Origin of the sequence: Streptomyces sp. 796.1 (assembly GCF_047525675.1) — a bacterium.
Taxonomy (GTDB): domain Bacteria; phylum Actinomycetota; class Actinomycetes; order Streptomycetales; family Streptomycetaceae; genus Streptomyces.
This window is the reverse complement of sequence record NZ_JBLIWA010000011.1, coordinates 89,265-111,407: the sequence shown is the minus strand read 5'-3', so window position 1 is coordinate 111,407 and position 22,143 is coordinate 89,265. Positions and strand designations below refer to the sequence as shown.

Annotated in this window: 18 protein-coding genes; 10 read left to right on the top strand and 8 right to left on the bottom strand. The window is 71.4% G+C overall.

Features of this window, described 5'->3' with window-relative positions:
• Nucleotides 1-93: 93 nt before the first annotated feature.
• Nucleotides 94-927, top strand: a complete 834-nt coding sequence (locus ACMA1D_RS10065; protein WP_414723566.1) for an NUDIX hydrolase — start codon at nt 94-96, stop codon at nt 925-927.
• Between the two features lie 12 nt (nt 928-939).
• On the top strand, nt 940-2,139 hold the full coding sequence (locus tag ACMA1D_RS10060; protein ID WP_414723526.1) for a MarP family serine protease: 1,200 nt from the start codon (nt 940-942) through the stop codon (nt 2,137-2,139).
• A gap of 629 nt (nt 2,140-2,768) precedes the next feature.
• Here the strand turns inward: ACMA1D_RS10060 and ACMA1D_RS10055 are convergent.
• The 6 genes from ACMA1D_RS10055 to ACMA1D_RS10030 all read right to left on the bottom strand — a co-directional run bounded on the left by ACMA1D_RS10055 (nt 2,769) and on the right by ACMA1D_RS10030 (nt 11,724).
• On the bottom strand, nt 2,769-2,954 hold the full coding sequence (locus ACMA1D_RS10055; protein ID WP_349994400.1) for a hypothetical protein: 186 nt from the start codon (nt 2,952-2,954) through the stop codon (nt 2,769-2,771).
• A 394-nt stretch (nt 2,955-3,348) separates the two neighbouring features.
• Nucleotides 3,349-4,284, bottom strand: a complete 936-nt coding sequence (locus tag ACMA1D_RS10050) for an alpha/beta fold hydrolase (RefSeq protein ID WP_414723525.1) — start codon at nt 4,282-4,284, stop codon at nt 3,349-3,351.
• Complete coding sequence (locus tag ACMA1D_RS10045) at nt 4,281-4,745, bottom strand: phage holin family protein (RefSeq protein ID WP_414723524.1); 465 nt, start codon at nt 4,743-4,745, stop codon at nt 4,281-4,283. Before ACMA1D_RS10045 ends, ACMA1D_RS10050 begins: the two co-directional genes overlap by 4 nt.
• 103 nt (nt 4,746-4,848) lie before the next feature.
• The gene (gene nhaA, locus ACMA1D_RS10040) at nt 4,849-6,243 is read right to left on the bottom strand and encodes a Na+/H+ antiporter NhaA (protein WP_414723523.1); all 1,395 of its coding nucleotides are present in this window, start codon (nt 6,241-6,243) and stop codon (nt 4,849-4,851) included.
• 389 nt (nt 6,244-6,632) lie between these two features.
• Complete coding sequence (gene acs, locus ACMA1D_RS10035) at nt 6,633-8,594, bottom strand: acetate--CoA ligase (protein ID WP_414723522.1); 1,962 nt, start codon at nt 8,592-8,594, stop codon at nt 6,633-6,635.
• Between the two features lie 481 nt (nt 8,595-9,075).
• Nucleotides 9,076-11,724, bottom strand: coding sequence for a bifunctional SulP family inorganic anion transporter/carbonic anhydrase (locus ACMA1D_RS10030; protein WP_414723521.1), 2,649 nt, complete (start codon nt 11,722-11,724; stop codon nt 9,076-9,078).
• Nucleotides 11,725-12,198: 474 nt separating this feature from the next.
• Between ACMA1D_RS10030 and ACMA1D_RS10025 the strand changes: the two genes are divergently transcribed.
• Nucleotides 12,199-13,632 (top strand): hypothetical protein, encoded by a 1,434-nt coding sequence (locus ACMA1D_RS10025; RefSeq protein WP_414723520.1) that lies wholly within the window; start codon nt 12,199-12,201, stop codon nt 13,630-13,632.
• On the opposite strand, the gene ACMA1D_RS10020 is transcribed toward ACMA1D_RS10025, so the two are convergent.
• Complete coding sequence (locus tag ACMA1D_RS10020) at nt 13,613-14,602, bottom strand: ATP-binding protein (RefSeq protein WP_414723519.1); 990 nt, start codon at nt 14,600-14,602, stop codon at nt 13,613-13,615. The two genes, ACMA1D_RS10025 and ACMA1D_RS10020, sit on opposite strands and share 20 nt — an antisense overlap.
• Before the next feature lie 102 nt (nt 14,603-14,704).
• Between ACMA1D_RS10020 and ACMA1D_RS10015 the strand changes: the two genes are divergently transcribed.
• Entirely contained in the window at nt 14,705-15,550 is an 846-nt protein-coding gene (locus tag ACMA1D_RS10015) for an oxidoreductase (protein WP_414723518.1), read from the top strand.
• Between the two features lie 369 nt (nt 15,551-15,919).
• Here the strand turns inward: ACMA1D_RS10015 and ACMA1D_RS10010 are convergent, their stop codons facing one another.
• Nucleotides 15,920-16,777, bottom strand: coding sequence for an HAD family hydrolase (locus tag ACMA1D_RS10010; RefSeq protein WP_414723517.1), 858 nt, complete (start codon nt 16,775-16,777; stop codon nt 15,920-15,922).
• Nucleotides 16,778-17,230: 453 nt separating this feature from the next.
• On the opposite strand from ACMA1D_RS10010, the gene ssd reads away from it, so the two are divergent.
• The 6 genes from ssd to ACMA1D_RS09980 all read left to right on the top strand — a co-directional run bounded on the left by ssd (nt 17,231) and on the right by ACMA1D_RS09980 (nt 22,078).
• Nucleotides 17,231-18,340, top strand: a complete 1,110-nt coding sequence (gene ssd / locus ACMA1D_RS10005; protein WP_414723516.1) for a septum site-determining protein Ssd — start codon at nt 17,231-17,233, stop codon at nt 18,338-18,340.
• Nucleotides 18,337-19,494, top strand: coding sequence for a TadA family conjugal transfer-associated ATPase (locus ACMA1D_RS10000; RefSeq protein WP_414723515.1), 1,158 nt, complete (start codon nt 18,337-18,339; stop codon nt 19,492-19,494). The genes ssd and ACMA1D_RS10000 overlap by 4 nt, the downstream gene beginning before the upstream one ends.
• Nucleotides 19,491-20,501 (top strand): type II secretion system F family protein, encoded by a 1,011-nt coding sequence (locus ACMA1D_RS09995; RefSeq protein ID WP_414723514.1) that lies wholly within the window; start codon nt 19,491-19,493, stop codon nt 20,499-20,501. Before ACMA1D_RS10000 ends, ACMA1D_RS09995 begins: the two co-directional genes overlap by 4 nt.
• Before the next feature lie 338 nt (nt 20,502-20,839).
• Nucleotides 20,840-21,352 (top strand): type II secretion system F family protein, encoded by a 513-nt coding sequence (locus ACMA1D_RS09990; RefSeq protein ID WP_414723513.1) that lies wholly within the window; start codon nt 20,840-20,842, stop codon nt 21,350-21,352.
• A gap of 164 nt (nt 21,353-21,516) precedes the next feature.
• A complete protein-coding gene (locus ACMA1D_RS09985; RefSeq protein ID WP_414723512.1) occupies nt 21,517-21,654 on the top strand; it encodes a DUF4244 domain-containing protein in 138 nt (45 codons plus the stop codon).
• Nucleotides 21,655-21,751: 97 nt separating this feature from the next.
• Nucleotides 21,752-22,078, top strand: coding sequence for a TadE family type IV pilus minor pilin (locus ACMA1D_RS09980; RefSeq protein ID WP_414723511.1), 327 nt, complete (start codon nt 21,752-21,754; stop codon nt 22,076-22,078).
• The last annotated feature ends 65 nt before the right edge of the window (nt 22,079-22,143 follow it).

The following is a 22,143-nucleotide window of genomic DNA, read 5'->3' as shown; positions in this document are numbered from 1 at the left end:
CACCGCGCACCGAACGGCGCTGCGCACCAGCCGGGCGCCGGGCACGGCCCCGCCCGCCCCGCGCCACCGCAGCCCGCCGCGGACGGCGCCCGGCTGGCGTACGGCGCGGGCGCGGGGCGTGCGGCTGGCGGCGAGGGCGCCGGCGGCGCGCCGGCGGTCCACGTCACCGAGCAGGGCCTGCCGGACTGGCTGCGCCCGGTCGCCGAAGCGGCCCGCACCATAGAGCCGCACCAACTCAGCCGCTTCCTGCCGCCGAAGAACGGCTCGGGCCGGCAGTCGGCCGTACTGGTCCTGTTCGGCGAGGGGACGGCGGCGGCGCAGACCGGAGAGCCCGCGCGAACCGGCGCACGCGCAGCGGACCCCGTACGCCCCGGCAGCCCCGCTAATCCCCATGCCCCCGGCGGTCTCCACGCCCCCGGCGGCCCCGAACTGCTCCTCATGGAACGCGCCGGCACGTTGCGCTCGCACGCGGGGCAGCCCTCCTTCCCCGGCGGCGCGCTCGACCCCGAGGACGGCGACCCGGCGGGCGACGGCCCGCTGCGCGCCGCGTTGCGCGAGGCGGAGGAGGAAACCGGACTCGACCCCTCCGGCGTGCAGCTCTTCGGCGTGCTGCCCCGGCTGTACATCCCGGTGAGCGAGTTCGTGGTGACGCCGGTCCTCGGCTGGTGGCGCCGCCCGAGCCCGGTCGCGCCGGTCGACCCGGCCGAGACGGCGCGGGTGTTCACGGTCCCGGTGGCGGAGTTGACGGACCCCGCCAACCGGGCCCTGGCGCTCCACCCGAGCGGCCACCGCGGCCCCGCCTTCCTCGTCGGCGGCGCCCTGGTCTGGGGTTTCACCGCCGGAGTGATCGATCGCATCCTGCACTTCGCCGGCTGGGAACGGCCGTGGGACCGGGACCGCCACGTCCCGCTGGACTGGCGTGCGTGAGACGGTGACTTCGTGAACGTGCTGGACATCCTGCTGCTGGTCGCCGCCGCCTGGTTCGCCGTAGTGGGCTACCGCCAGGGCTTCGTCGTCGGCGTGTTGTCGGTGACCGGTTTCCTCGGCGGCGGCCTGGTCGCCGTCTACCTGCTGCCGGTGATCTGGGACCAGGCGACCGACAACGCCGCGCCCGGCTCCTTCGGCGCGCTTTCGGCCGTCGTGATCGTGATCCTGTGCGCCAGCGTGGGGCAGGCGTGCACCACCCACCTGGGCAACAAGCTGCGCCGCCACATCACCTGGCAGCCCGCGCGCGCCATCGACGCCACCGGCGGTGCGCTGGTCAACGTGGTGGCGATGCTGCTGGTCGCCTGGCTGATCGGGTCCGCCATCGCCGGCACCTCGCTGCCCACGCTGGGCAAGGAGGTCCGCAACTCCAAGGTGCTGCTCGGGGTGGCCCGGGTGGTTCCCGAGGAGGCCAACACCTGGTTCGCCGACTTCAGCTCGGTCCTCGCGGAGAACCGGTTCCCGCAGGTCTTCGCGCCGTTCGCGGAGGAGCCGATCACCTCCGTACCGGCCCCCGACCCGAAGCTCGCGCACAGCCCCGTCGTCGACCAGGCGCGCCGCAGCATCGTCAAGGTGGTGGGCACCGCGTCCGGCTGCGGCAAGGTTCTTGAGGGCACCGGCTTCGTCTACGCGCCGCACCGCGTGATGACCAACGCCCACGTCGTCGGCGGCGTCGACGAGCCGACGGTGCAGATCGGCGGCGAGGGCCGGCTGTACGACGCGGAGGTCGTCCTCTACGACTGGAAGCGCGACATCGCCGTGCTCGACGTCCCCGCCCTGCGCGCGCCCGCGCTCCGGTTCGCCGAGGGCGACGCGGGCAGCGGCGACGGCGCGATCGTGGCGGGCTTCCCGGAGAACGGCGACTTCGACGTGCGCGCCGCCCGCGTACGCGGCCGTATCGAGGCCAACGGCCCGGACATCTACCACCGCGGCACCGTCCGCCGCGACGTCTACTCCCTCTACACCACCGTCCGCCAGGGCAACTCCGGCGGCCCGCTGCTCACCCCCGAGGGCCGCGTCTACGGCGTCGTCTTCGCCCGCTCCCTGGACGACGCGAACACCGGCTACGCACTGACCGCGAGCGAGGTGCAGCAGAACATCAAGGAGGGCCGCACGGCCACCACCCAGGCGGACACGCAGGGCTGCGCGATGTAGCGGAGGCGGGGCGCGGCGCGGACCTTTCCGGAGCACGGGGCTCGCCCGGCCCCGCTCGCGCGGTGCCGCCTGGGCGTACGGTCCCGGAGTCTGGGCGTACGGTCCCGGTCCAGACGTCGCCCCGGAGCTGGGGCGTACGGCCCTGGCCCAGACGCCCGTGCGCCGGAGCCGGGGCGTACGACACCCGCCCCGCGCGCACGGCGACGGGATTCCGCGGGCCCCACCGCCCTCGAAGGCCCGGCCCGAGCAACTCCCCGTACGCCGGCGCGCAAGGCCCGGAACACGAGGCCAAGTACGGCGTGACCCGGCGCGCCGAGGCCAAGCACGCGAGGCTCAGCACGCGTGACCCGGCACGCGCGGGCCACGGCCGTAACCCGCCCCGTACGGTCCCGTACACCCCGTCAGCCCGCCGCGCCGCGCGCAGCCGCGCAGCCGTGCACGGGCGGACGCAGATGTCCGCAGATGCACACCGACGTACGCTCGCGTGCGCCCGCAGCCCGGCCCCGCAGGCAGCACAAACCCCTGCGGCATGAGCGCCGCGAGGCGTGCGCCGGGCGGCAAGGGGTGCGGGGGAGCGGGCAGCGGAGGTCACCGCGCGCCGGGGCGGGTGGACCGGGTGCCGGAGGGTGCTAGCGGCTACGTGGATGGCGCAATCGCGCCGACACCCAGCGGGCGCGGCGTCGAATGATGCGGGGAATGCCGATATGAGGGTCGTGCCCCGGTGCGTGTCCGGAGCCACCTCGCTCGGAGACGGTCAGCGCGGCGTCGGGGCCGCGGTCGTTCGCTGCGTCACGGTAGTCGTGCGTCCAGCCCATACCCCGGACTCTGCCCCTGGCCCAAGGTCGGTAATCACCTGCGGGTCCGTCAATTGGCCTATGCGAGCGGCAAGTGGAAGCCGCTGGCCACAGCCCCGCCGCGGTATCTGGCCCGAGGCCCGACCCGGTGCCGGGAAGGGACGGTGCGCCGGCGCACACCAGCGCTTCAGCAACCCGAACGGCGCACGGAAACGCTACCCGGTGCGCTCGCCCCGCGTACCCCTCTTGGGCATCTCCGCTTCGACAGCCCTTCCGAAAACCCGTCAGGCCCGCGGCGCGCCCACCGGCCGGCGCTCGAACCCGCGCCCGTGGTGGGGCGCACGCCCGGCGCCGCCCCGTACGGGCCCGCCCGCGCACACACCCGCGCGGGCCGGGCAGCGAGGCATCGGCCGCGTCAGCGGTCGGGCTCGGGGTCCTGCAACCAGTTGATCAGCTCGGCCGAGAACGCCATCGGGTCCTCCTCGGGCGGGAAGTGGCCGAGCCCGTCGAAGAGCCGCCAGCGGTACGGCGCCTCGACGTACTCCCCCGAACCCGCCGCGCTGCGCACCCGGGCCACCGGGTCGAGCGAGCCGTGCAGATGCAGGGTCGGCACCCGGATCGGGCGCTTCATCCGCCGGTAGAACTGCGCCCCGTCGGGACGGGCCAGCGAACGCACCAGCCATCGGTAGGGCTCGATCGAACAGTGCGCCGTCGAGGGGATGCTCATCGCCCGCCGGTAGACGTCCACGTCCTCGACCTCCGGCAGCCGCGGCCCCGACCAGTCCTTGATCAGCCGCCCGACCAGTTCCGCGTCGCCGGCGACCAGTTGCCGCTCCGGCAGCCAGGGACGCTGGAAGCTCCACACGTGACTGCTGGCCCGGCTCTGTCTGACGTCCCCGAGCATGGCCGAGCGCCAGCGCCGCGGATGGGGCATGGAGCACACCACCAGCCGGCGCACCAGCTTCGGCCGCATCACCGCGGCCGTCCACGCCAGGTAGCCGCCGAGGTCGTGCCCGACGACGGCGGCGTCCGGTTCGCCGAGCGAGCGGATGACGCCGGTGACGTCGAGCGCGAGGTTGGCCGGGTCGTAGCCGCGCGGCGTGCGGTCACTGCCGCCGACGCCCCGCAGGTCCATCGCCACCGCGCGGAACCCGGCCTCCGCCAGCCGGGGCAACTGGTGCCGCCACGCCCACCAGAACTGCGGAAAGCCGTGCAACAGCAGGACCAGCGGCCCCTCGCCCATCTCGGCGATGTGGAACCTGGCGCCGTTCGCTGCGACGTCCCGATGGGTCCAGGGACCGTCGGGACGTACGACGGACGCGAGCCGAGCAGGGGGTTCGGGAGCCGTCATGCAGTCGAGCGTGACACAACGTGGGCGCCGGCGGGGACGGCCTCGCCCGGCGCGCGCGGGTGAGGCTTGACGTTGCCCAGCACGGCGGCCGTCTCCTTCGCCGACGCGATGGACTTCTGCGGCGGCTTGACCTTCTTGAACTTGGCCAGCGCCAGCAGACCGAGCGTCAGCGCGAACAGCCAGTAGATGCCGCCGACGATCAGGAAGCACCAGGCCAGACCGAGGTCGGTCCAGGCGTGGAACCCGTAGGCGAGGGCGAAGCTCAGCACCGGCAGCGAGAAGAGCAGCAGCACACCGGCCACGATCCCCGCGGTGCTGCCCATCACGACGCGCTTGACGTCCTGCCGGATCTCGGCCTTGGCCAGCGCGATCTCGTCGTGGACCAACGCGGACAGCTCGCTGGTGGCCGTGGACACCAGTTGTCCGAGGCTACGGTTCCCGCCCTCGTCGGCTGCGCTCATCGCCTGTCTCCCTCGTGTCTTCTGCTGTGCTGGCCCGCGGGGGCCGCATACGGACGTGCTTCGGAGCTTCTACCAGCCTGCCGCGGATCTGAAGCCACTTAGATCATGCCGGACCGTCGCTGTCGGTGCTGTGCGATGCAGTGGCGGCTTCCGCCAGTCTGCGGTGCTCAGCGGCCTTCCTCTCGTGGATCGCCGCCATCCGCAGGTGGTATTCGGGCTGGTCCCGCTCGTAGACGTCGGGGATGCCGTCCTCGTCCTCGTCGAGTTCCTCCGCGTCGTACAACTTCTTGTACTTGTTGTTACGCAGCTTGAGCAGGACACTCGCGCAGACCGCGGCCAGCACCGAGCCGATCAGGACGGCGGCCTTGACCTCGTCGGCCAGCAGCGGGTCGTCGGGGAAGGCCAGCTCGCCGATCAGCAGCGAGACGGTGAAGCCGATGCCCGCGAGCGAGGCCACGGCGAGTACGTCGGCCCAGGCCAGCTCCTCGTTCAGCTCCGCCTTGGTGAACCTGGCGGCCAGCCACGAGCCGCCGAACACCCCTATGGTCTTGCCGACCACCAGGCCGAGCACCACGCCCAGCGTCTCCGGCTTGGTGAACACGTCGGCGACCGCCCCGCCGGAGATGGACACCCCGGCCGCGAACAGCGCGAACAGCGGCACCGCGAGCCCCGCCGACAGCGGGCGCACCAGGTGCTCGATGTGCTCGGCGGGGGAGTGCTCCTCACCCTCCCGTACGGTGCACCGCAGCATCAGCCCCATGGCCACCCCGGCGACCGTGGCGTGCACCCCGCTCGCGTGCATCAACGCCCAGATCACCACGGCCAGTGGCACGTACACGTACCAGCCGCGCACGCCCAGGCGCAGCAACCCCCAGAACAGCGCGAGCCCCACGAACGACAGCACCAGCGCCATGACGTTGATGTCCGTCGTGAAGAAGATCGCGATGATCAGGATCGCGAACAGGTCGTCGACGACGGCGAGCGTCAGCAGGAACGCGCGCAGTGCGGCGGGCAGCGCGGTACCGATGACGGCCAGCACTGCGAGGGCGAACGCGATGTCGGTCGCCGTCGGCACCGCCCAACCGGCCAGGCTGCCACCGCCGCTCAGCGAGATCGCGGTGTAGACGAGGGCGGGCACCGCCATGCCGCACACGGCCGCGATCACCGGCAGCGCGGCGGCCTTCGGATCGCGCAACTCACCCGAGACCAACTCGCGCTTGAGCTCGATGCCGGCCACGAAGAAGAAGATGGTCAGCAAGCCGTCCTGGGCCCAGGCACCGACACTGAGGTGCAGGTGGAGCGAGTCGGGGCCGAAGGAGAAGTTCTTGACGTCGTCGTAGGTGTCGCCGAGCGGCGTATTGACGAGCAGCAGCGCCGAGATGGCCGCGACGAGCAACAACACCCCGCCGACCGTCTCCGTACGGAGCGCTTCCGCAACGTAGTTGCGCTCCGGCAGGGACAGTCTTCCAAGGAACGTACGCTTGCTGGGTGCGGCCACGACGGGCTGACCTCCGGGGGCGGGACGGACGGTGGATACACCTGTGGTGTATGCCGACCAGACTTCCCGGCGCGCCCTGTGATTTTGTCGCTAAATTTACGCGACGGCCCCTAGCTTAACTGGAACGGCCCAACTCCGCCCCACCCCGGCTCGCCCTTTCCTCCCGACAACACTCGCCAAACAGGTCGCTGCGCACCTTCTGACCTGCGGTTTTCAACAGGTGCCCGATGGGCCGGGGTGCGGTGGTGGGGCTGCGGGCCTGAGGGCGAAGGCAGGGCGTGCGGCGTGCGGGTGAGGGGCTGGCACCGGGAAGCCGGGGGCCAGCCGACGCGCCGGGCCGGGCGGGCCCGGCGCGTCGTCACTTCGGGAGGCGGTCCGTCCGCCGCGGATCAGTCGTCGCTGGCCGCCCCCGGGAGCTGGGTCTGGATGAGGTCCATGACCGAGGAGTCGGTCAGCGTGGTCACGTCGCCGAGCGCACGGTTCTCGGCGACGTCCCGCAGCAGCCGCCGCATGATCTTCCCGGAACGGGTCTTGGGCAGCTCCGCCACCGGCAGGATGCGCTTCGGCTTGGCGATCGGGCCGAGCGCCTTGGCGACGTGCGCCCGCAACTCGTCCACCAGTCCCTCGTCCTCCGTCGCCCCACCGCGCAGGATCACGAAGGCACAGATGGCCTGGGTGGTCTGCGGGTCGGCCGCGCCGACCACGGCCGCCTCGGCGACCTTCGGGTGCGAGACGAGCGCCGACTCCACCTCGGTGGTGGAGATGTTGTGGCCCGACACGAGCATGACGTCATCCACTCGGCCCAGCAGCCAAATGTCGCCGTCCTCGTCCTTCTTCGCACCGTCACCGGCGAAGTACCGGTTCTCGAAGCGGGACCAGTACGTGTCCAGGTAGCGCTGGTCGTCGCCCCAGATGGTGCGCAGCATCGACGGCCACGGCTCGGTGAGGACCAGGTACCCGCCGGCCCCGTTCGGCACCTCGTTGGCGTCGTCGTCGACCACGGTGGCCGCGATGCCGGGCAGCGGCACCTGGGCCGACCCCGGCTTGGTCGCGGTGACGCCGGGCAGCGGGCTGATCATGATGCCGCCGGTCTCGGTCTGCCACCAGGTGTCGACGATCGGCGTCCGCTCGGCACCGATGTGCTTCCGGTACCACATCCACGCCTCCGGGTTGATCGGCTCGCCGACCGAACCCAGCACCCGCAGCGACGACAGGTCGAACTTGGCCGGGATGTCGTCGCCCCACTTCATGCACGCCCGGATGGCGGTGGGGGCGGTGTACAGGATCGTCACCCCGTACTTCTGCACGATCTCCCACCAGCGCCCCTGGTGCGGCGAGTCCGGCGTGCCCTCGTACAGCACCTCCGTGGCGCCGTTGGAGAGCGGCCCGTAGACGATGTACGAGTGGCCGGTCACCCAGCCGACGTCGGCCGTGCACCAGAACACGTCCGACTCCGGCTTCAGGTCGAACACCGCGTTGTGCGTGTACGAGATCTGCGTCAGGTAGCCACCGGTGGTGTGCAGGATGCCCTTGGGCTTACCCGTGGTGCCGGAGGTGTAGAGGATGAACAGCGGGTGCTCGGCGTCGAACGCCTGCGGCGTGTGCTGGTCGGACTGGCGACCGACCAGGTCGTGCCACCACACGTCGCGGCCCTCGGTCCACGCCGTGTCCTCGCCGGTGCGCCGCACCACGAGCACGCTGCGGACGTCCTCGGTGCCCGGGCGGGTCAGCGCCTCATCGACGGCGGGCTTGAGCGCCGACGGCTTGCCGCGCCGGTAGCCGCCGTCGGCGGTGATCACGACGCGGGCGTCGGCGTCCTTGATCCGGGTCGCCAGCGCGTCGGCCGAGAAACCGCCGAAGACCAGCGAGTGCGGCGCCCCGATGCGGGCACACGCCAGCATCGAGATCACGGCCTCGGGGATCATCGGCAGGTAGATCGCGACCCGGTCGCCGGCCTGCACGCCCAACTCGGTCAGCGCGTTGGCCGCCTGCGACACCTCACGCTGCAACTCGGCGTAGGTGATGGCACGCGAGTCGCCCGGCTCACCCTCGAAGTGGATGGCGACGCGGTCTCCGAGCCCGTTCTCGACGTGCCGGTCGACGCAGTTGTACGCGACGTTCAGCTTGCCGTCGGCGAACCACTTCGCGAAGGGCGGGTTCGACCAGTCCAGCGTCTCGGTCGGCTCGGTGTCCCAGCTCAGCCGACGAGCCTGCTCGGCCCAGAAGCCCAGCCGATCAGCCTTCGCCTGCTCGTACGCCTCCGCAGTGACGTTGGCGTTCGCGGCCAGGTCGGCGGGTGGCGCAAAACGCCGCTCCTCACGAAGCAGGTTGGCCAGGCTTTCGTTGCTCACGACTTCTCCCATTCCCAGGGTGCCCGTTGTGTCCCAGGTCATAGCTCATCAGCCGGCGGCACGCTCTGACAAGGGTTGTTGGTAAAAATTGGTGTAGACCTCTACTGGGTGACGTTCCTCGTGCTGTATGCGTGACCCTCCCTGTCTTTCCACGGCAGGTCCTGATCAGCACGAATGTCGGTACGCCGGTCCCAGGTGCGCTCCTCCATATCTCGTCTCACCGCTCCCGCGGCGGGGCGGCAGGGTGGAGTCTGACGCCCAGCGGCTTCGAGCGGAAGTCGCTTTTTCAGTGATTCGGGTGACTACCGGCCCTGCGACACCGGCCCTGCGACACCGGCCCTGCGACACCGGCCCACCGACATCGGTCCGGCGGACGATCGGGTGGCTCGGGTGGCCCAGGCGGCCGAGCGAGCCCGTGGTCCGGGTGCGCCCGCGACCTGGGGAAGCCCGTGGCCCAGACAAGTACCCGGTGACTAGGTGACTAAGGGCACTCCTCCCTCGGCATCGGGCGCTTCGGGTCCAGAGCCCTCGGTGCGGCGCCCGCTGCGGTCTCGGAGCGGGTGACCCGCGTGGCTCCGGGGGCGTCGACATCCGTGAGCCGGTCCCCGCGACGGCCGAGACGGTCCTCACCCAGATGCCGAGCTTCGGGCCGCGGGACGACGGTCCCCGCTCGCGCCAGCTCTGGAGTCCGAGCGGGCGCCCGCCGGTCACCGTGGCCCGGCCCCTCGGGTCCGAGGCAGTCGTGCCCGGGGTGTTCCGCGGCCAGCGCCGCGCCTGCCGGCGGCGCCGGCGCCCGGTGGTGGCCGCCGTCCTGATACTCGACCAGCGGTGTGCTCTCGGCCGGGATGGCGGAGAACACCCCGGACGCCGGATCCATCACATAGGCCTGGGCCTCCGCCACATGGAAGTACATCCCGTGCAGCGCCAAGGCGCCCTCCCGAACCCTGCGCGCCACACAGGGTTGTGCCAGCAGGTGGTCGAGCTGCTGCCGTACGTTCAACAGGGCCAGCAACTCCGTGTCGTCCGCCACCTGACGGCCACTCAGCCCCACGCCTTCGCCACCGATTCCATGGCCAGGCCCCAGGTGCCTGGCCTCAAGGTCCGGGCCCGCCGGCCGGTCGGACTGCTCCTTGAACCGACGTAGACGCTCCAGGCTCGGCCCTCCGTGGCGCAGCCAACGGGAGAGGGGCGTGTTGTCCGACGGCGCACCGCCAGAGGCGAGCAGTGCCTGCATCGCACCACACCCCGAGTGGCCGCACACCGTCAGCGAACTCACCTGGAGCACCTCCACCGCGTACTCGATCGCGGCGGCCACCGAATCGCAGCCGCTTTCGTCGTGCGGCGGCGGCGCCAGGTTGCCGACATTGCGCACCGTGAACAGGTCACCCGGGCCACTTGAGGTGATCATGCTGGTGACGAGCCGTGAATCGGCGCAGGTCAGAAAGAGTTGGCCGGGCCGCTGCCCCTCGCTCGCCAGGCGCGCCAACTCATCCCGTACCAGTGGAGCCGTGTGTCGCTGGAAGGCACTGAGCCCACCCAGGAGCTGCCCTCTGCCGGACTCTCCTCTGTGTAGCTGTGCCGCCGGGCGGGTGCAGTGGTGGTTGCGCCAAGGCGTCCAAGGGCGGCACGGCGGCGCGTGGGCGTGTACGCCAGCCGGCTCCACGAGGGCCCGCCCGGCGCGCCCGCCCAGTTGCACCCACCCGCCTGCTGCCCGGTACCTCCGGGCCCAGGACTGGATCGCGTCATAGGCGGCGTGGTCCATGAACGACCCGTGCAGCTCGACCACGACACCGCGCTGGGGCGGGAGCTGACCGAGTGTCCGGCTCAGCATGGGCACGGCGAGGAAGGTGAGCTGGCCATTCACCCGTACCCGCAGGCAGTCGGCCTCGCCGGCGGTGGTGACCTGGATGTGGGTGAGCCGACGGAAGGCGATGCCGATGGCGACCACTCCGCCGATCGCCACTCCCGGCAGCACGCCGCAGCAGACGACCGACGTCACGGTGACCGCGTACACCGGGAACTCCCGGTGCTGCCGTACGTGCTTGATGTGGGCGAAGCTCACCATCCGCACGCCGACCATCATCACCAGCGCGGCGAGGGCCGCCACCGGAATCCATTCGAGTGCCCCAGCCAACAGCCCGGCACACAGCAGCACCCAGCAGCCGTGCAGCACGGTGGACCAGCGGCTGGCCGCCCCGGCCTTCACGTTCGCCGAACTGCGCATGGCCCCACCCGCCACCGGTAGCCCGCCGAGGAGCCCGGAGGCCACGTTGGCCACGCCCTGCCCGGACAACTCCCGGTCCAGCCTGGTGGGCGCGGCCCTGGCGCCGGGGTCAGGGCCTTGCATGCGGTCGATCGCCACGGCGGACAGCAGCGACTCCATGCTGGCGACCAGGGTGACCGTGAGGACGGCGGCGACCACCCCGAGCACCGGCCCGTCCGGCATCTGCGGGAGCCCGTGGAGGCGGAGGGCGGGCAGGTCCACTCGGGGGACGGTCAGCATGCTGCTCAGGGCCGTGCCCGCAACCACTGCGGCCAGCGGTGCCGGCACCAGCCGAACGAGCTGCCCGGCCCGGCCCGGCAGCCTGGGCCATGCCACGAGCACGGCCAGGGTGGCCAGGCCAACCACGAGCGCCGACACGTGCGGGTGGAGCAGTTCACCTGGCAGGGCGGTGAGGTTGTCGACGGTTGAGCCGTCCGGGTGCTCGCCGAGGAGGACACGCAATTGGCCGATGGCGATGACGATGCCGATCCCCGCCAGCATCCCGTGCACGATGGCCGGGCTGATCGCGAGCGCGGCGCGGGCGACGCGCAGGGCTCCCAGCGCGATCTGGACCAGGCCGGCGAGCACGGTGATTGCACACGTGGCCGGCCAGCCGTACCGCCCGACCAGGTCGGCCGTGACCACGACCAGTCCGGTGGCCGCCCCGCTTACCTGGAGCGGTGCGCCACCGAGCAGTCCGGCCAGGATGCCGCCGACCACGGCCGCGATCAGGCCGGCTTGTGGTGGGGCTCCGGTGGCGAGGGCGAGTCCGAGCGAGAGGGGGATGGCGATGAGGAAGATGACGACGGAGGCGGACAGGTCGCGGCGTGCGGTGGTGCGGTCGAAGTGACTCCAGGGTGGCAACATTCCCGTCTCCTCCGGGGTCGCGCGGATTCTGAACGAGGCCGTGGTGGTGGGACGCGGTCTACCGAGGTGGGCTGCTGGGCGTTCACGGGAGCAGCGCACGGGTGATGGGCGGTCCGGGCCGAGGCCACCGAAGGGGCTGTGGACGTGGCGAGGCCGAGTCGATGCTTGTGCGCCGGGCCATGGGTGAGAGACCGGCAGCGACGCGAGGGCTCGGCCAAGGCGTGGTGCTGTGAAGGGGCGAGCCCGCCGGGAGTGATGACGATGCGTACTCGGGTCGTCACTCTCAAGCATCGGTAAACGAATCGTAATGCTAGGTAAAGGCCACCGGAAGGGGTTCTGGTCGGTGGCGCCAGTCATTCCACCTATCGAGTGAGCGCCGGTTTAGAAAGGCGTGTCATTTCTTACCTATTTACTGACTTGTGGGAAATTTGTCCGCTTCTCGGCGGGCGCTCGCGGTCGGGAACGAGGTGGAACATGGCAGCGGCACGGAAGGCCACGGCAGGGCTAGCGCTGACGGCCATACTCGTCGGCATAGCCGGCTGTTCCGGCGGCTCGGACGGTTCGGGCGCGGACAGCGAGGAGAAGGCCCCGGCGCCGAAGGCCGCCAAGCCGTTTCGCCTGATAGGCGACGGTTCGACCGCGTACACCGGAGTCCAACCCCGGCAGCCGAACCCCCAGCCGTTGCGGCCGGGACAGCGTCCACCGCAGTTCGTCGTCTTCTCGTGGGACGGCGCCGGAGAGGACGGACAACGGCTCTTCTCCCGGTTCCGCAAGGTGGGGGAGAAGTACGACGCGACGATGACGTACTTCCTCAGCGGGGTGTACATGCTCCCCGGCGCCAAGAAGGACCTGTACCACCCGCCGCAGCACGCTCCCGGTGCGTCGGACATCGGGTTCAACGACGTCAAGGGCATCCGTGACACCGCCGAACAGCTCGCCGGCGCCTGGCGGGACGGCAACGAGATAGGCACCCACTTCAACGGCCACTTCTGCGGGCCCGACCGCGGCGTCGGCACCTGGTCGGTCGAGGAGTGGCGGAGTGAGATCCGACAGGCCGAATCGTTCGTCAAGAACTGGAAGACCAACACCGGGCTGCGCGACGCGCAGCCGCTGCCGTTCGACTACAGCGCCGAGCTGGTCGGCGGCCGGGCGCCGTGCCTCGAAGGCCAGCGCAACCTGATACCCGCCGCGCGTTCCATGGGCTTCCGCTACGACGCCAGTGCGTCCGGGGGCCGGCAGGTCTGGCCCGCCAAGCGGGGCGGCATCTGGGACTTCCCGCTCCAGCAGGTCCCGATGCCGGGACGGGCCTTCGAAACGTTGTCGATGGACTACAACTTCCTCGTCAACCAGTCCGGGACCACGCGCGGGGACCGCGCCAAACACGCCGCGTGGGGCAACCAGATGCGCGATGGGTTGCTCGCGGCGTTCAACCGCGCCTACCGCGGCAACCGGGCGCCGTTGCTGATCGGCAACCACTTCGAGTCGTGGAACGGCGGAACGTACATGCGCGCCGTCGAGGAGACCATCAAGCAGGTATGCCCGCGCCCCGACGTGCGCTGCGTGTCGTTCAAGCAACTGGCCGACTGGATGGACGCCCAGGACCCACGGGTGCTCGACAAACTGCGCAAGCTCGACGTTGGTGAGCGTCCCAAGGGCGGCTGGGCCAACTACCTCGCGACCCCTGCTGCGCCAGCCGTGGGCAAGGCCCCCAGCGGGCGGACGCCCGGCGCCGCGCCCGCGGAGGAGCAGGGCACTCGTCCGGACACCCGGGCGTCCCACGCCTTGGGCGTACTGCTCGGCACTGAGCGGGCAGGCGCCGCTCCGCGCGCCGCAGCACAGTCACCCAGGGACGTGAGACAGCCGTTCGGCAGCGAACTGATCGGGCGACTCAGGCCGGTTGCGGGCTAGCGACGGGCTGCTCGCTCAGGACGAACGCCGGGTCCACCTGGGCGGCCAGATCCGCCCCGGTACGTGCATTGCCCCAGCTCTCGGCGTTCTTGAGGTGGAAGTGGACCATCTGGCGGGTGTAGCGCTCCCAGTCGCGTGCGGCGTACGCGGCGTCCGCGGTCTCGTGGAGGGTGCGCAGCGCCTGCCGGTTGGTCCCTTCCAGCGCGTCGAACCGGGGCGGGCGGCCCTTCTCCATCGCCCGCACCCACTCGGAGTGGCCCACGGTGACGAGCAGGTCGTCGCCGACCTCGTCGCGGAGGAAGTCGAGGTCGTCGGGGCCCTGCACCTTGTTGCCCACCACGCGCAACGCAACCCCGAAGTCCCGCGCGTACTCCTTGTACTGCCGGTAGACCGCGGTGCCCTTCCTGGTCGGCTCCGCCACCAGGAACGTCATGTCGAAGCGGGTGAACATACCCGAAGCGAAGGAGTCGCTGCCGGCCGTCATGTCCACCACCACGAATTCGTCCCGGCCGTCGACCAGGTGGTTCAGGCACAGCTCCACGGCGCCGACCTTGGAGTGGTAGCAGGCCACGCCGAGGTCCGACTCGGTGAACGGACCGGTCGCCATGAGCTGGACCTCGCCGTCGTCGAGGCGGACCGTACGGGCGCACGTGGCGAAGACGGGATTGCCGTCGCCGATGCGTAGCAGCCGTGACCCGGTCCCGGGCGGGGTGGTCTTGATCATGGTCTCGGCTGAGGCGATGCGCGGGTTCGTGCCGCGCAAGTAGTTCTTGATGAGCGGGAGTTGGCCGCCCATAGCGGGTGGGATGGTGTCCGCACCGTCTTCCAGCCCGAGTGCGGCTCCTAGGTGTTGGTTGATGTCCGCGTCGATGGCGACGACCGGAACGCGGCTGGCGGCGAGATGACGGATGAAGAGCGATGACAGCGTGGTCTTGCCGCTGCCACCCTTGCCTACGAACGCGATTTTCATGTTCATAAAGCGTAGGGGAGGGCGTGGGGCTGATGGCTGCTCCTGGTGAAGAAGACCACTCCAATGAGGGGCGGGGGCGGTGATGTGCGTAGTGTCTTACTCATGAGTAGTGCGACCTCCGATCCGCTGTCCGCTTTGGTGGCCCTGCCTGGGGTGCCTGACGCAGTCGATGCCGTACGCAAGGCCGTGGACCGGGTCTACGGCCACCGCGTCATGCGGCGCCGCAGCAACGAGGTCACCTCGGAGGCCGCGCTCCGCGGGGCGCGCGCGTCTGCGGCGCTCGCCGGCGCCGATTGGTCGCTGGAGGAGGTGCGGCGACGTACCGACTTCGGCGGTGAGGGCGAGCCGCGTGCGGTCGGCGCCGCACTGCGTCTGACGGCCGAGGCGGGGCAACTGCTCAGTGTCTGGCGGCAGTCGCCTCTGCGGGTGCTGGCCCGGCTGCATCTGGTGGCGGCCGGTGACGGGATGCCGGGGCGGGCAGACGAGGGCGGGACGGACAGGGTTGGCCGGCCGCGGCTGGCCGGTGAGGGTGTGACGGAACCCCTCATCGAATTGCCGGCGCCGGATGCGGACGAGGTCGCTGGTCGACTGGACGGCCTGGCTCGGTTGCTGCTCGCCGGCACCGAAGCGCCCGCGCTGGTGGTGGCGGCCGTGGTGCACGGCGAACTGCTGGCCCTGCGCCCCTTCGGCTCACACAACGGGCTCGTCGCGCGCGCCGCGGAACGCATCGTGCTGGTGGGCGGCGGCCTGGACCCCAAGTCCATCTGCCCGGCCGAGGTCGGCTGGTCGGAGCAGGGGCGGGCCTCTTACGTGGGAGCCCTGGAGGGCTATGTCTCCGGTACGCCGGAGGGGGTGGCCGGCTGGATCGCGCAGTGCGGCCGGTCGGTCGAGCTGGGCGTACGGGAGACGACCGCGGTCTGCGAAGCCTTGCAGCGCGGCGCAGCCTGACGGAATGGAATGCGCGGTGAGCGCCGGGCCCGGGCCTTCAGTCGGCGCTGGCCGGGGAGGCTCTGGGGGGGGGGGGGGGGGGGGGGGGGTGCCAGATGGAGATGGCACCGCCGCTGGCACATTCGCCCGGTTACCATGCGTGCTCAACAGATGCCCATCAGGTCGGGACTTTGCCCGTTTCCTGGTGCGGCTGGCCCGTAATCGACGGGTCGGCGTCGCGTGGGTGCCTGGCGTTTGTGCGCGGTCCGTGGGGCCTTGCTGCGTAAGGGCTTCCGTCTCGGATGTCCCTGGTCTCGCGGGCCGTTGACTCCTTTCTACCCCATCACTCGGGCAAGTGGAACCCTTCGCCATAGATATTTACTTTCGTCATCAAACTCGGGCATATCGATCGATCTGCTGAAGGGCGTCGAGACCGCGCGGAGGCGTGCGTCGCCGGGCGACATACCAGACCAGGCCGGCGGCGGCTGCGGCTGCGCTGGCGGCGGCTATGGCGAGGACGGGCCGCGGGGGCATGGAGAGGGCGGGTAGGCGCTGCTTGAGGCGGACCGGGCGATTGAAATTGAGGACCGGCCAGCCGCGGGTCGTCGCTTCTCGACGCAGTGCGCGATCGGGGTTGACCGCATGGGGGTGGCCGACCGACTCCAGCATGGGGATGTCGGTTACGGAGTCGCTGTAGGCGAAGCAGCGGGTCAGGTCGTAGCCCTCGGACTCGGCCAGCTCGGCAATGGCTTGGGCCTTGGTGGGGCCGTACGCGTAATACTCCACCTCGCCGGTGAAGCATCCGTCCTCGACGACCATTCGGGTGGCGACGACCCGGTCGGCGCCGAGGAGGGCGCCGATGGGTTCGACGACCTCTGCCCCGGAAGTGCTGACGATCACGACGTCGCGGCCCGCCAGGTGGTGCTCCTCGATGAGGGAGGCCGCTTCGTCGTAGATGATGGGGTCGATCAGGTCATGCAGAGTTTCGGCCACTATCTCCCGTACCTGTTGTACGTTCCAGCCACGGCAGAGGTCGGAAAGGTATTTACGCATCCGCTCCATCTGGTCGTGGTCGACGCCCCCGGCGAGGAAGACGAACTGCGCATATGCAGTGCGTAGTACGGCCCGGCGGTTGATCAGACCGCCTTGGTAGAAGGACTTGCTGAACGTGAGAGTGCTCGACTTCGCAATGACCGTCTTGTCCAGGTCAAAGAAGGCGGCTGTGCGCGGCAAGGAGTGGTTTTCCACGGGTTGAGCATAGGGCCCGCCATTCGGCGTAAGGTCCGGCGTGCGGGTTTGCCTGAGAAGGCTCTCGGGTACACCATGGAAGTCACGGATCGTTCGCGACCGTGCTAACCCGGTCCGGCTCCTCCCCCCCCGAGTCGGCCGTGGGGACGACCCCCGCTCTCCCCCCCCGGCGGGGGTCGTCGCATGTCCGGACGCCTTTTGGTCCGTCGCCCTTGATCATTTTTCTCCCCCGGTGCCCGTTCGGCTCGCTTCCGGCACGAGTCTGCACTGTAACCGTGCGTAATCGCCAGGGGGAGTCGTGGAAGTCGCCGGTTTAGGTGACGGAGTTATTCACAGCCCACGAGTTGTCCACAGTTTTGGACCATGATCCCCGAGATTTCTCGGATCGCTGCACGGTCGAATCCTCGCGATGTTCGCGGGACTCGGAGCGCGTAGCGAGATGAGGAGGGGACCTTGGCTGGAACTAATGCCTCCGGTCAGTCGGAATCGGGCACCGAGCAGTGCCGTAGTCCACTGATCGTGACGGAAGACGAAGAGCTTCTCGACGACTTGTTGAGGTTGTGTGCAGCCGCCGGTTCCGCACCGGAAGTCGCACACGGAACACTGTCCGGCAGTAGCGGTTGGGAAGGCGCCCCGCTGGTTCTCGTCGGTGATGACTGCGCCGCGCGATTGGCGGGCGTACCGCGCCGCCCGGGCGTGCTCCTCATCGGGCGGGATCTTGATGACCCGGGTGTCTGGCGGCGCGGGGTCGAGCTGGGGGCCGAGCACGTCCTCTTCCTCCCCGACGCGGAGACCTGGCTGGTGGACCGGGTGGCCGACGTCGTCGAAGGCACGGGCGGGCAGGCCCTCACGGTCGGGGTCATCGGCGGCCGGGGCGGAGCCGGGGCCAGCACCTTGGCCTGCGCGCTCGCCCTGTCGGCCGCTCGCGCGGGACACCGCACGATGCTCATCGACGGCGACCCGCTGGGCGGCGGCATCGACGTACTGCTGGGTGGCGAGGCCGTCGACGGGTTGCGCTGGCCCGCCTTCGCCCAGTCGCAGGGGCGGGTGGCCGCCGGGGCGCTGGAGGAGTCGCTGCCGGCGTTGCATGCGCTGCGCGTACTGAGTTGGGACCGCGGCAGCCCGGTGACCATCCCGTCGGCAGCGGCTCGCTCGGTGCTCGCCGCGGCCCGTCGACGTGGCGGCGCCGTCGTCGTCGACCTGCCACGACGCGTGGACGAGCCGGCGGCCGAGGTGCTCGCGCAACTCGACGTGGGCCTGCTGGTCGTCCCCGCCGAACTGCGGGCGGTTGCGGCGGCCCACCGGGTCTCCTCGCGCGTGCGCATGGTGCTCGGCGATCTGCGGGTGGTCGTTCGGGGCCCCACGGGGGACGGTCTGGACGACGAGGAGATCGCCCGATTGCTCGAACTGCCGCTGGCCGGCGAACTGCCACCCGAACCTGGGCTGCTGGCCGCACTGGCCGCGGGCGAGCCGCCGGGCGCCAGCGAACGCGGCCCCCTCGCACGGTTCTGCACCGACTTCTGGGGTCGGGCGCTGCCGGCCCGGGGGAGCGCCGCCGCATGAGCGACACCTTGCTGAATGCGGTCCGTACGCGGCTGGCGGGCAGCGGCGCCGACCCGACACCGGCCCGGGTGGCGGCAGCGCTACGGGCCGAGGGCCGGCTGCTGGGCGATACGGAAGTGCTGGGCGTCGTGCACGCCCTACGCTCCGAATTGATCGGCAGCGGTCCCCTCGATCCGCTCCTCGCCCTCCCCGACGTCACCGACGTGCTGGTCACCGCGCCCGACCGGGTGTGGATCGACCGGGGGCGCGGGCTGGAGCTCACCGAGGTCCAGTTCGCCGACGCGGCAGCCGTGCGCAGGCTCGCGCAACGGCTGGCGGCCGTCGCCGGGCGACGCCTCGACGACGCCAAGCCGTGGGTGGACGCGCGGCTGCCCGACGGCACCAGGCTGCACGCGGTGTTGCCCCCGGTCGCCGTGGCGAGCACATGTCTGTCGCTGCGCGTGGTGCGCCCGCGAGCGTTCACGCTGGCGGAGCTGGTGGCAGCGGGCACGGTGCCGGCCGGGGGCGCCGGGCTGCTCCGGTCGGTCCTGGACGCCCGCCTGTCCTTCGTCATCAGCGGCGGAACGGGATCTGGCAAGACGACCCTGCTGAGCACGTTGCTCGGGCTGGTCGGGCCGGGCGAGCGGATCGTGCTGGCGGAGGACTCGGCGGAACTGCGGCCCGACCACCCCCATGTCGTACGACTGGAAACCCGCCCGGCCAACCAGGAGGGGCGCGGCCTGGTGACCCTGCGGGACCTGGTGCGGCAGGCGCTGCGCATGAGGCCCGACCGGCTCGTGGTCGGTGAGGTGCGAGGGGCCGAGGTGACGGACCTTCTGGCGGCGTTGAACACCGGCCACGAGGGCGGGTGCGGGACGGTGCACGCCAATGCGGCGGGCGACGTTCCCGCCCGGCTGGAGGCGTTGGGGTCGACGGCGGGGTTGGGGCGGGCGGCGCTGCACAGCCAGCTCGCCGCCGCGCTCTCCCTGGTCATCCATCTGGCGCGCGACCGCAGCGGTAACCGGCGGTTGGCCGAGCTCCATGTGCTGGAGCGCGATGCGAACGGCCTGGTCAGCACCGTGCCCGCGGCCGTTTGGGGGCCGCAGGAATTTCACCGCGAGGTGGGCTGGCCGCGGTTGCAGCGGCTGTGTGCACGAGGGCGTGATGAGACATGACGGGCGGTCTGCGGGAGGTGCAGCCGATGGCCGCTTGCACCGCGCTCCTCTGCCTGGTCGCAGCCCTGTGGTACGGCCTGGGGGCGGGGCGCACGCCCCGGCGCACCAGGTTGCTCTTCGCCCCCGCCGGTGCGGGGTCGGCGCCATCGGCGATCCCGGGGGCGGATGAGCGGGCGGCGGGAACTCCCGGCCTGTTCGCCGCGCTGGGGCAGGGTCGTGCGTGGCGGCGTTGGTGGCAGCGCGGGCGGGCTGAGGTGCGGCGCCGGGACCTTGGTGGGGAAGTGGCGTGCCTGCCGGCCGGGATGGCGCTCGCCCTGGCGACGGGCTCCGCATTACCGCTGGTCGGCGCGCTGGCGGCGGCTCTGGCGGGGCGGCGTTGGCGGCGGGGCCGGGCCGAGGAACGGGAACGGGAGCGTAGGCGGGCGGCCGTGATCGGGTTGTGTGCGGCGATCGCCGGCGAGCTGCGGGCCGGCCGACAGCCGGGACCTGCGCTGTGCGCCGTGGAAGTGGCACAGTTCCCCGACGCATGGCGGGCGGTCACGACGGCGGCGCGTTTCGGCGGGGACGTACCGGGGGCGCTGCGCGAGGCCGCCAGGTTGCCGGGCGCTGAGGGGTTGGCCGGTGTCGCCGCCTGTTGGCGGGCGGCGGTCGACGGTGGCGCGGGGCTGGCCGTCGGGCTCGACCGGGTCGCCGTGGCGCTGCGCGCGGAAAGTGACCAACGAGCTGAGCTGACAGCACAGTTGGCGGGCGTTCGGGCAACGGCCGTGATGCTCGCCCTGTTGCCGGTGTTCGGCCTCGTCATGGGCAGCGCACTCGGGGCCGAACCGCTGCGCATCCTGCTGGAAACGCCTGCCGGGCTGGGCTGTCTGGCCCTGGGCGTGTTGCTGGAGTGGGCCGGCCTGATCTGGACCGCGCGGATCGCGCGGCGGGCCGCGGCTCCGACGGCCCACCCACCCCGGAAGGCCGGTTCTGGCAAGGCTGAAGGGGTGAGCGAGTGCTGTCCGTAGAAGTTATCCACAGGCTGGGGACGGCTCTTTCGCTCACGTGCTTTGCTGGAGGCATCGCGCTGCTGGTCGGCGCGGCGCGAGGGCGGCGGTCCGCCCGCCGTCGCCGTGCGGCCCTGTGGCCCGACTGTGAGCAGACGCCGCCGTCGGGCCGAGGACGGCTACCGCACCGGCAGCAGCACAGCCGCGCCCGAGTGGGCCGAGTCGGAATCGTACGGATCGGGTTGAGCGCACTCGGCTGCGGGTGCCTGCCACCCCTGGTCATCCAGGGGTGGGCTGGTTACGGCGCGGGGCTCGCCCTGGCGTACGGCGCCTGGAGATGGCAACGCGTACACGCCGACATGATCGGAAAGGAGACGAGGAAGGCCGCGCCCGGTACCGGAGACGGGGTACTGGACGCGCGCGAGGCGGCCGTTGCGGCAGCCCAACTTCCCTTGGCCGCAGACCTCTTGAGCGCCTGCCTGGCCGCAGGCGCCGGGCCCTGCGAGGCGGCCGACGCGGTGGGGGACTCGCTGGACGGACCGGTGGGGCGCCGTCTCGGTCAGGTGGCCGCGGAACTGCGCCTCGGCGGGGAGCCCGCCGTGGTCTGGCACCGGCTGGGCGCGCTGCCCGGGGCGGCCGGGCTCGCCCGAGTGTTGAGCAGGGCCATGGAGACCGGGGCACCCGTCGTCGAACCCGTTGCACGCCTGGCCGCGGACTGCCGCGCCGACCGCGGCCGACAGGCCACGGCCCGGGCCAGACGCGCCGGCGCACTGGCCACCGCCCCCCTCGGCCTGTGCTTTCTACCGGCCTTCCTGCTGATCGGTGTGGCGCCGGTGGTGATCGGACTGGCGGAGGGGCTCCTGGCCACCTGAGACACGGCAAGGACCGGGGCGGATCGATGCCCATGACAAGCATCAGACACGTACGAAGCATCGAGGGAATGGGGAACGAAGTGGTGAACAACGAGGTTGTGCAGAGGCGGACGCGCCGGGTGTCGCATGGGCGCGGTGCGCTGCGGGGCAGGTGGGACGCGGGGATGGCGACCGCCGAGTACGCCGTGGGAACGATCGCCGCGTGTGCCTTCGCCGCGGTCCTGTACAAGGTGGTCACGAGTGGGGCCGTGAACGGCGCGCTCCAGTCGGTCATCGAGAAGGCGCTCCATGCGAATTTCTAGAGCGCGGGGCGAGCAGGCGCGCTGTAGCAGAGCACGGGCGCCGGGGGCGCACAGCCGGCCTCGGTTGGGCCGCTCACGCCGGTGCGACCGAGGCTCCGTGAGCGCCGAGGCCGCAGTGGTGCTACCGACGTTGGCGCTGTTCGCAGTGGCACTGCTGTGGGGTCTGACCGCCGCATCGGCGCACATCCAGTGCGTCGACGCGGCCCGGGCCGGCGCGCGGGCCGCGGCCCGATCGGAGTCGCCGCAGGCCACTCTGGCCGCGGCCCGCGCGGCGGCACCGCACGGCGCGAAGATCACCGTGCACCACGACGGCGACCTCGTACGCGTACGGGTGGAGGCCCGTACGGCAGGGCCCGGCCCGCTGGCCGTTCGATTGCAGGGGGAGGCGGTTGCCCTTGCGGAGGAGACGATCGCAGCGCACTGAACCGCGGCGGCTGCCCGGCCTCGTGACGCGACCCCGCACTGAGGGCCGGCGGTGGAGGGGCGACC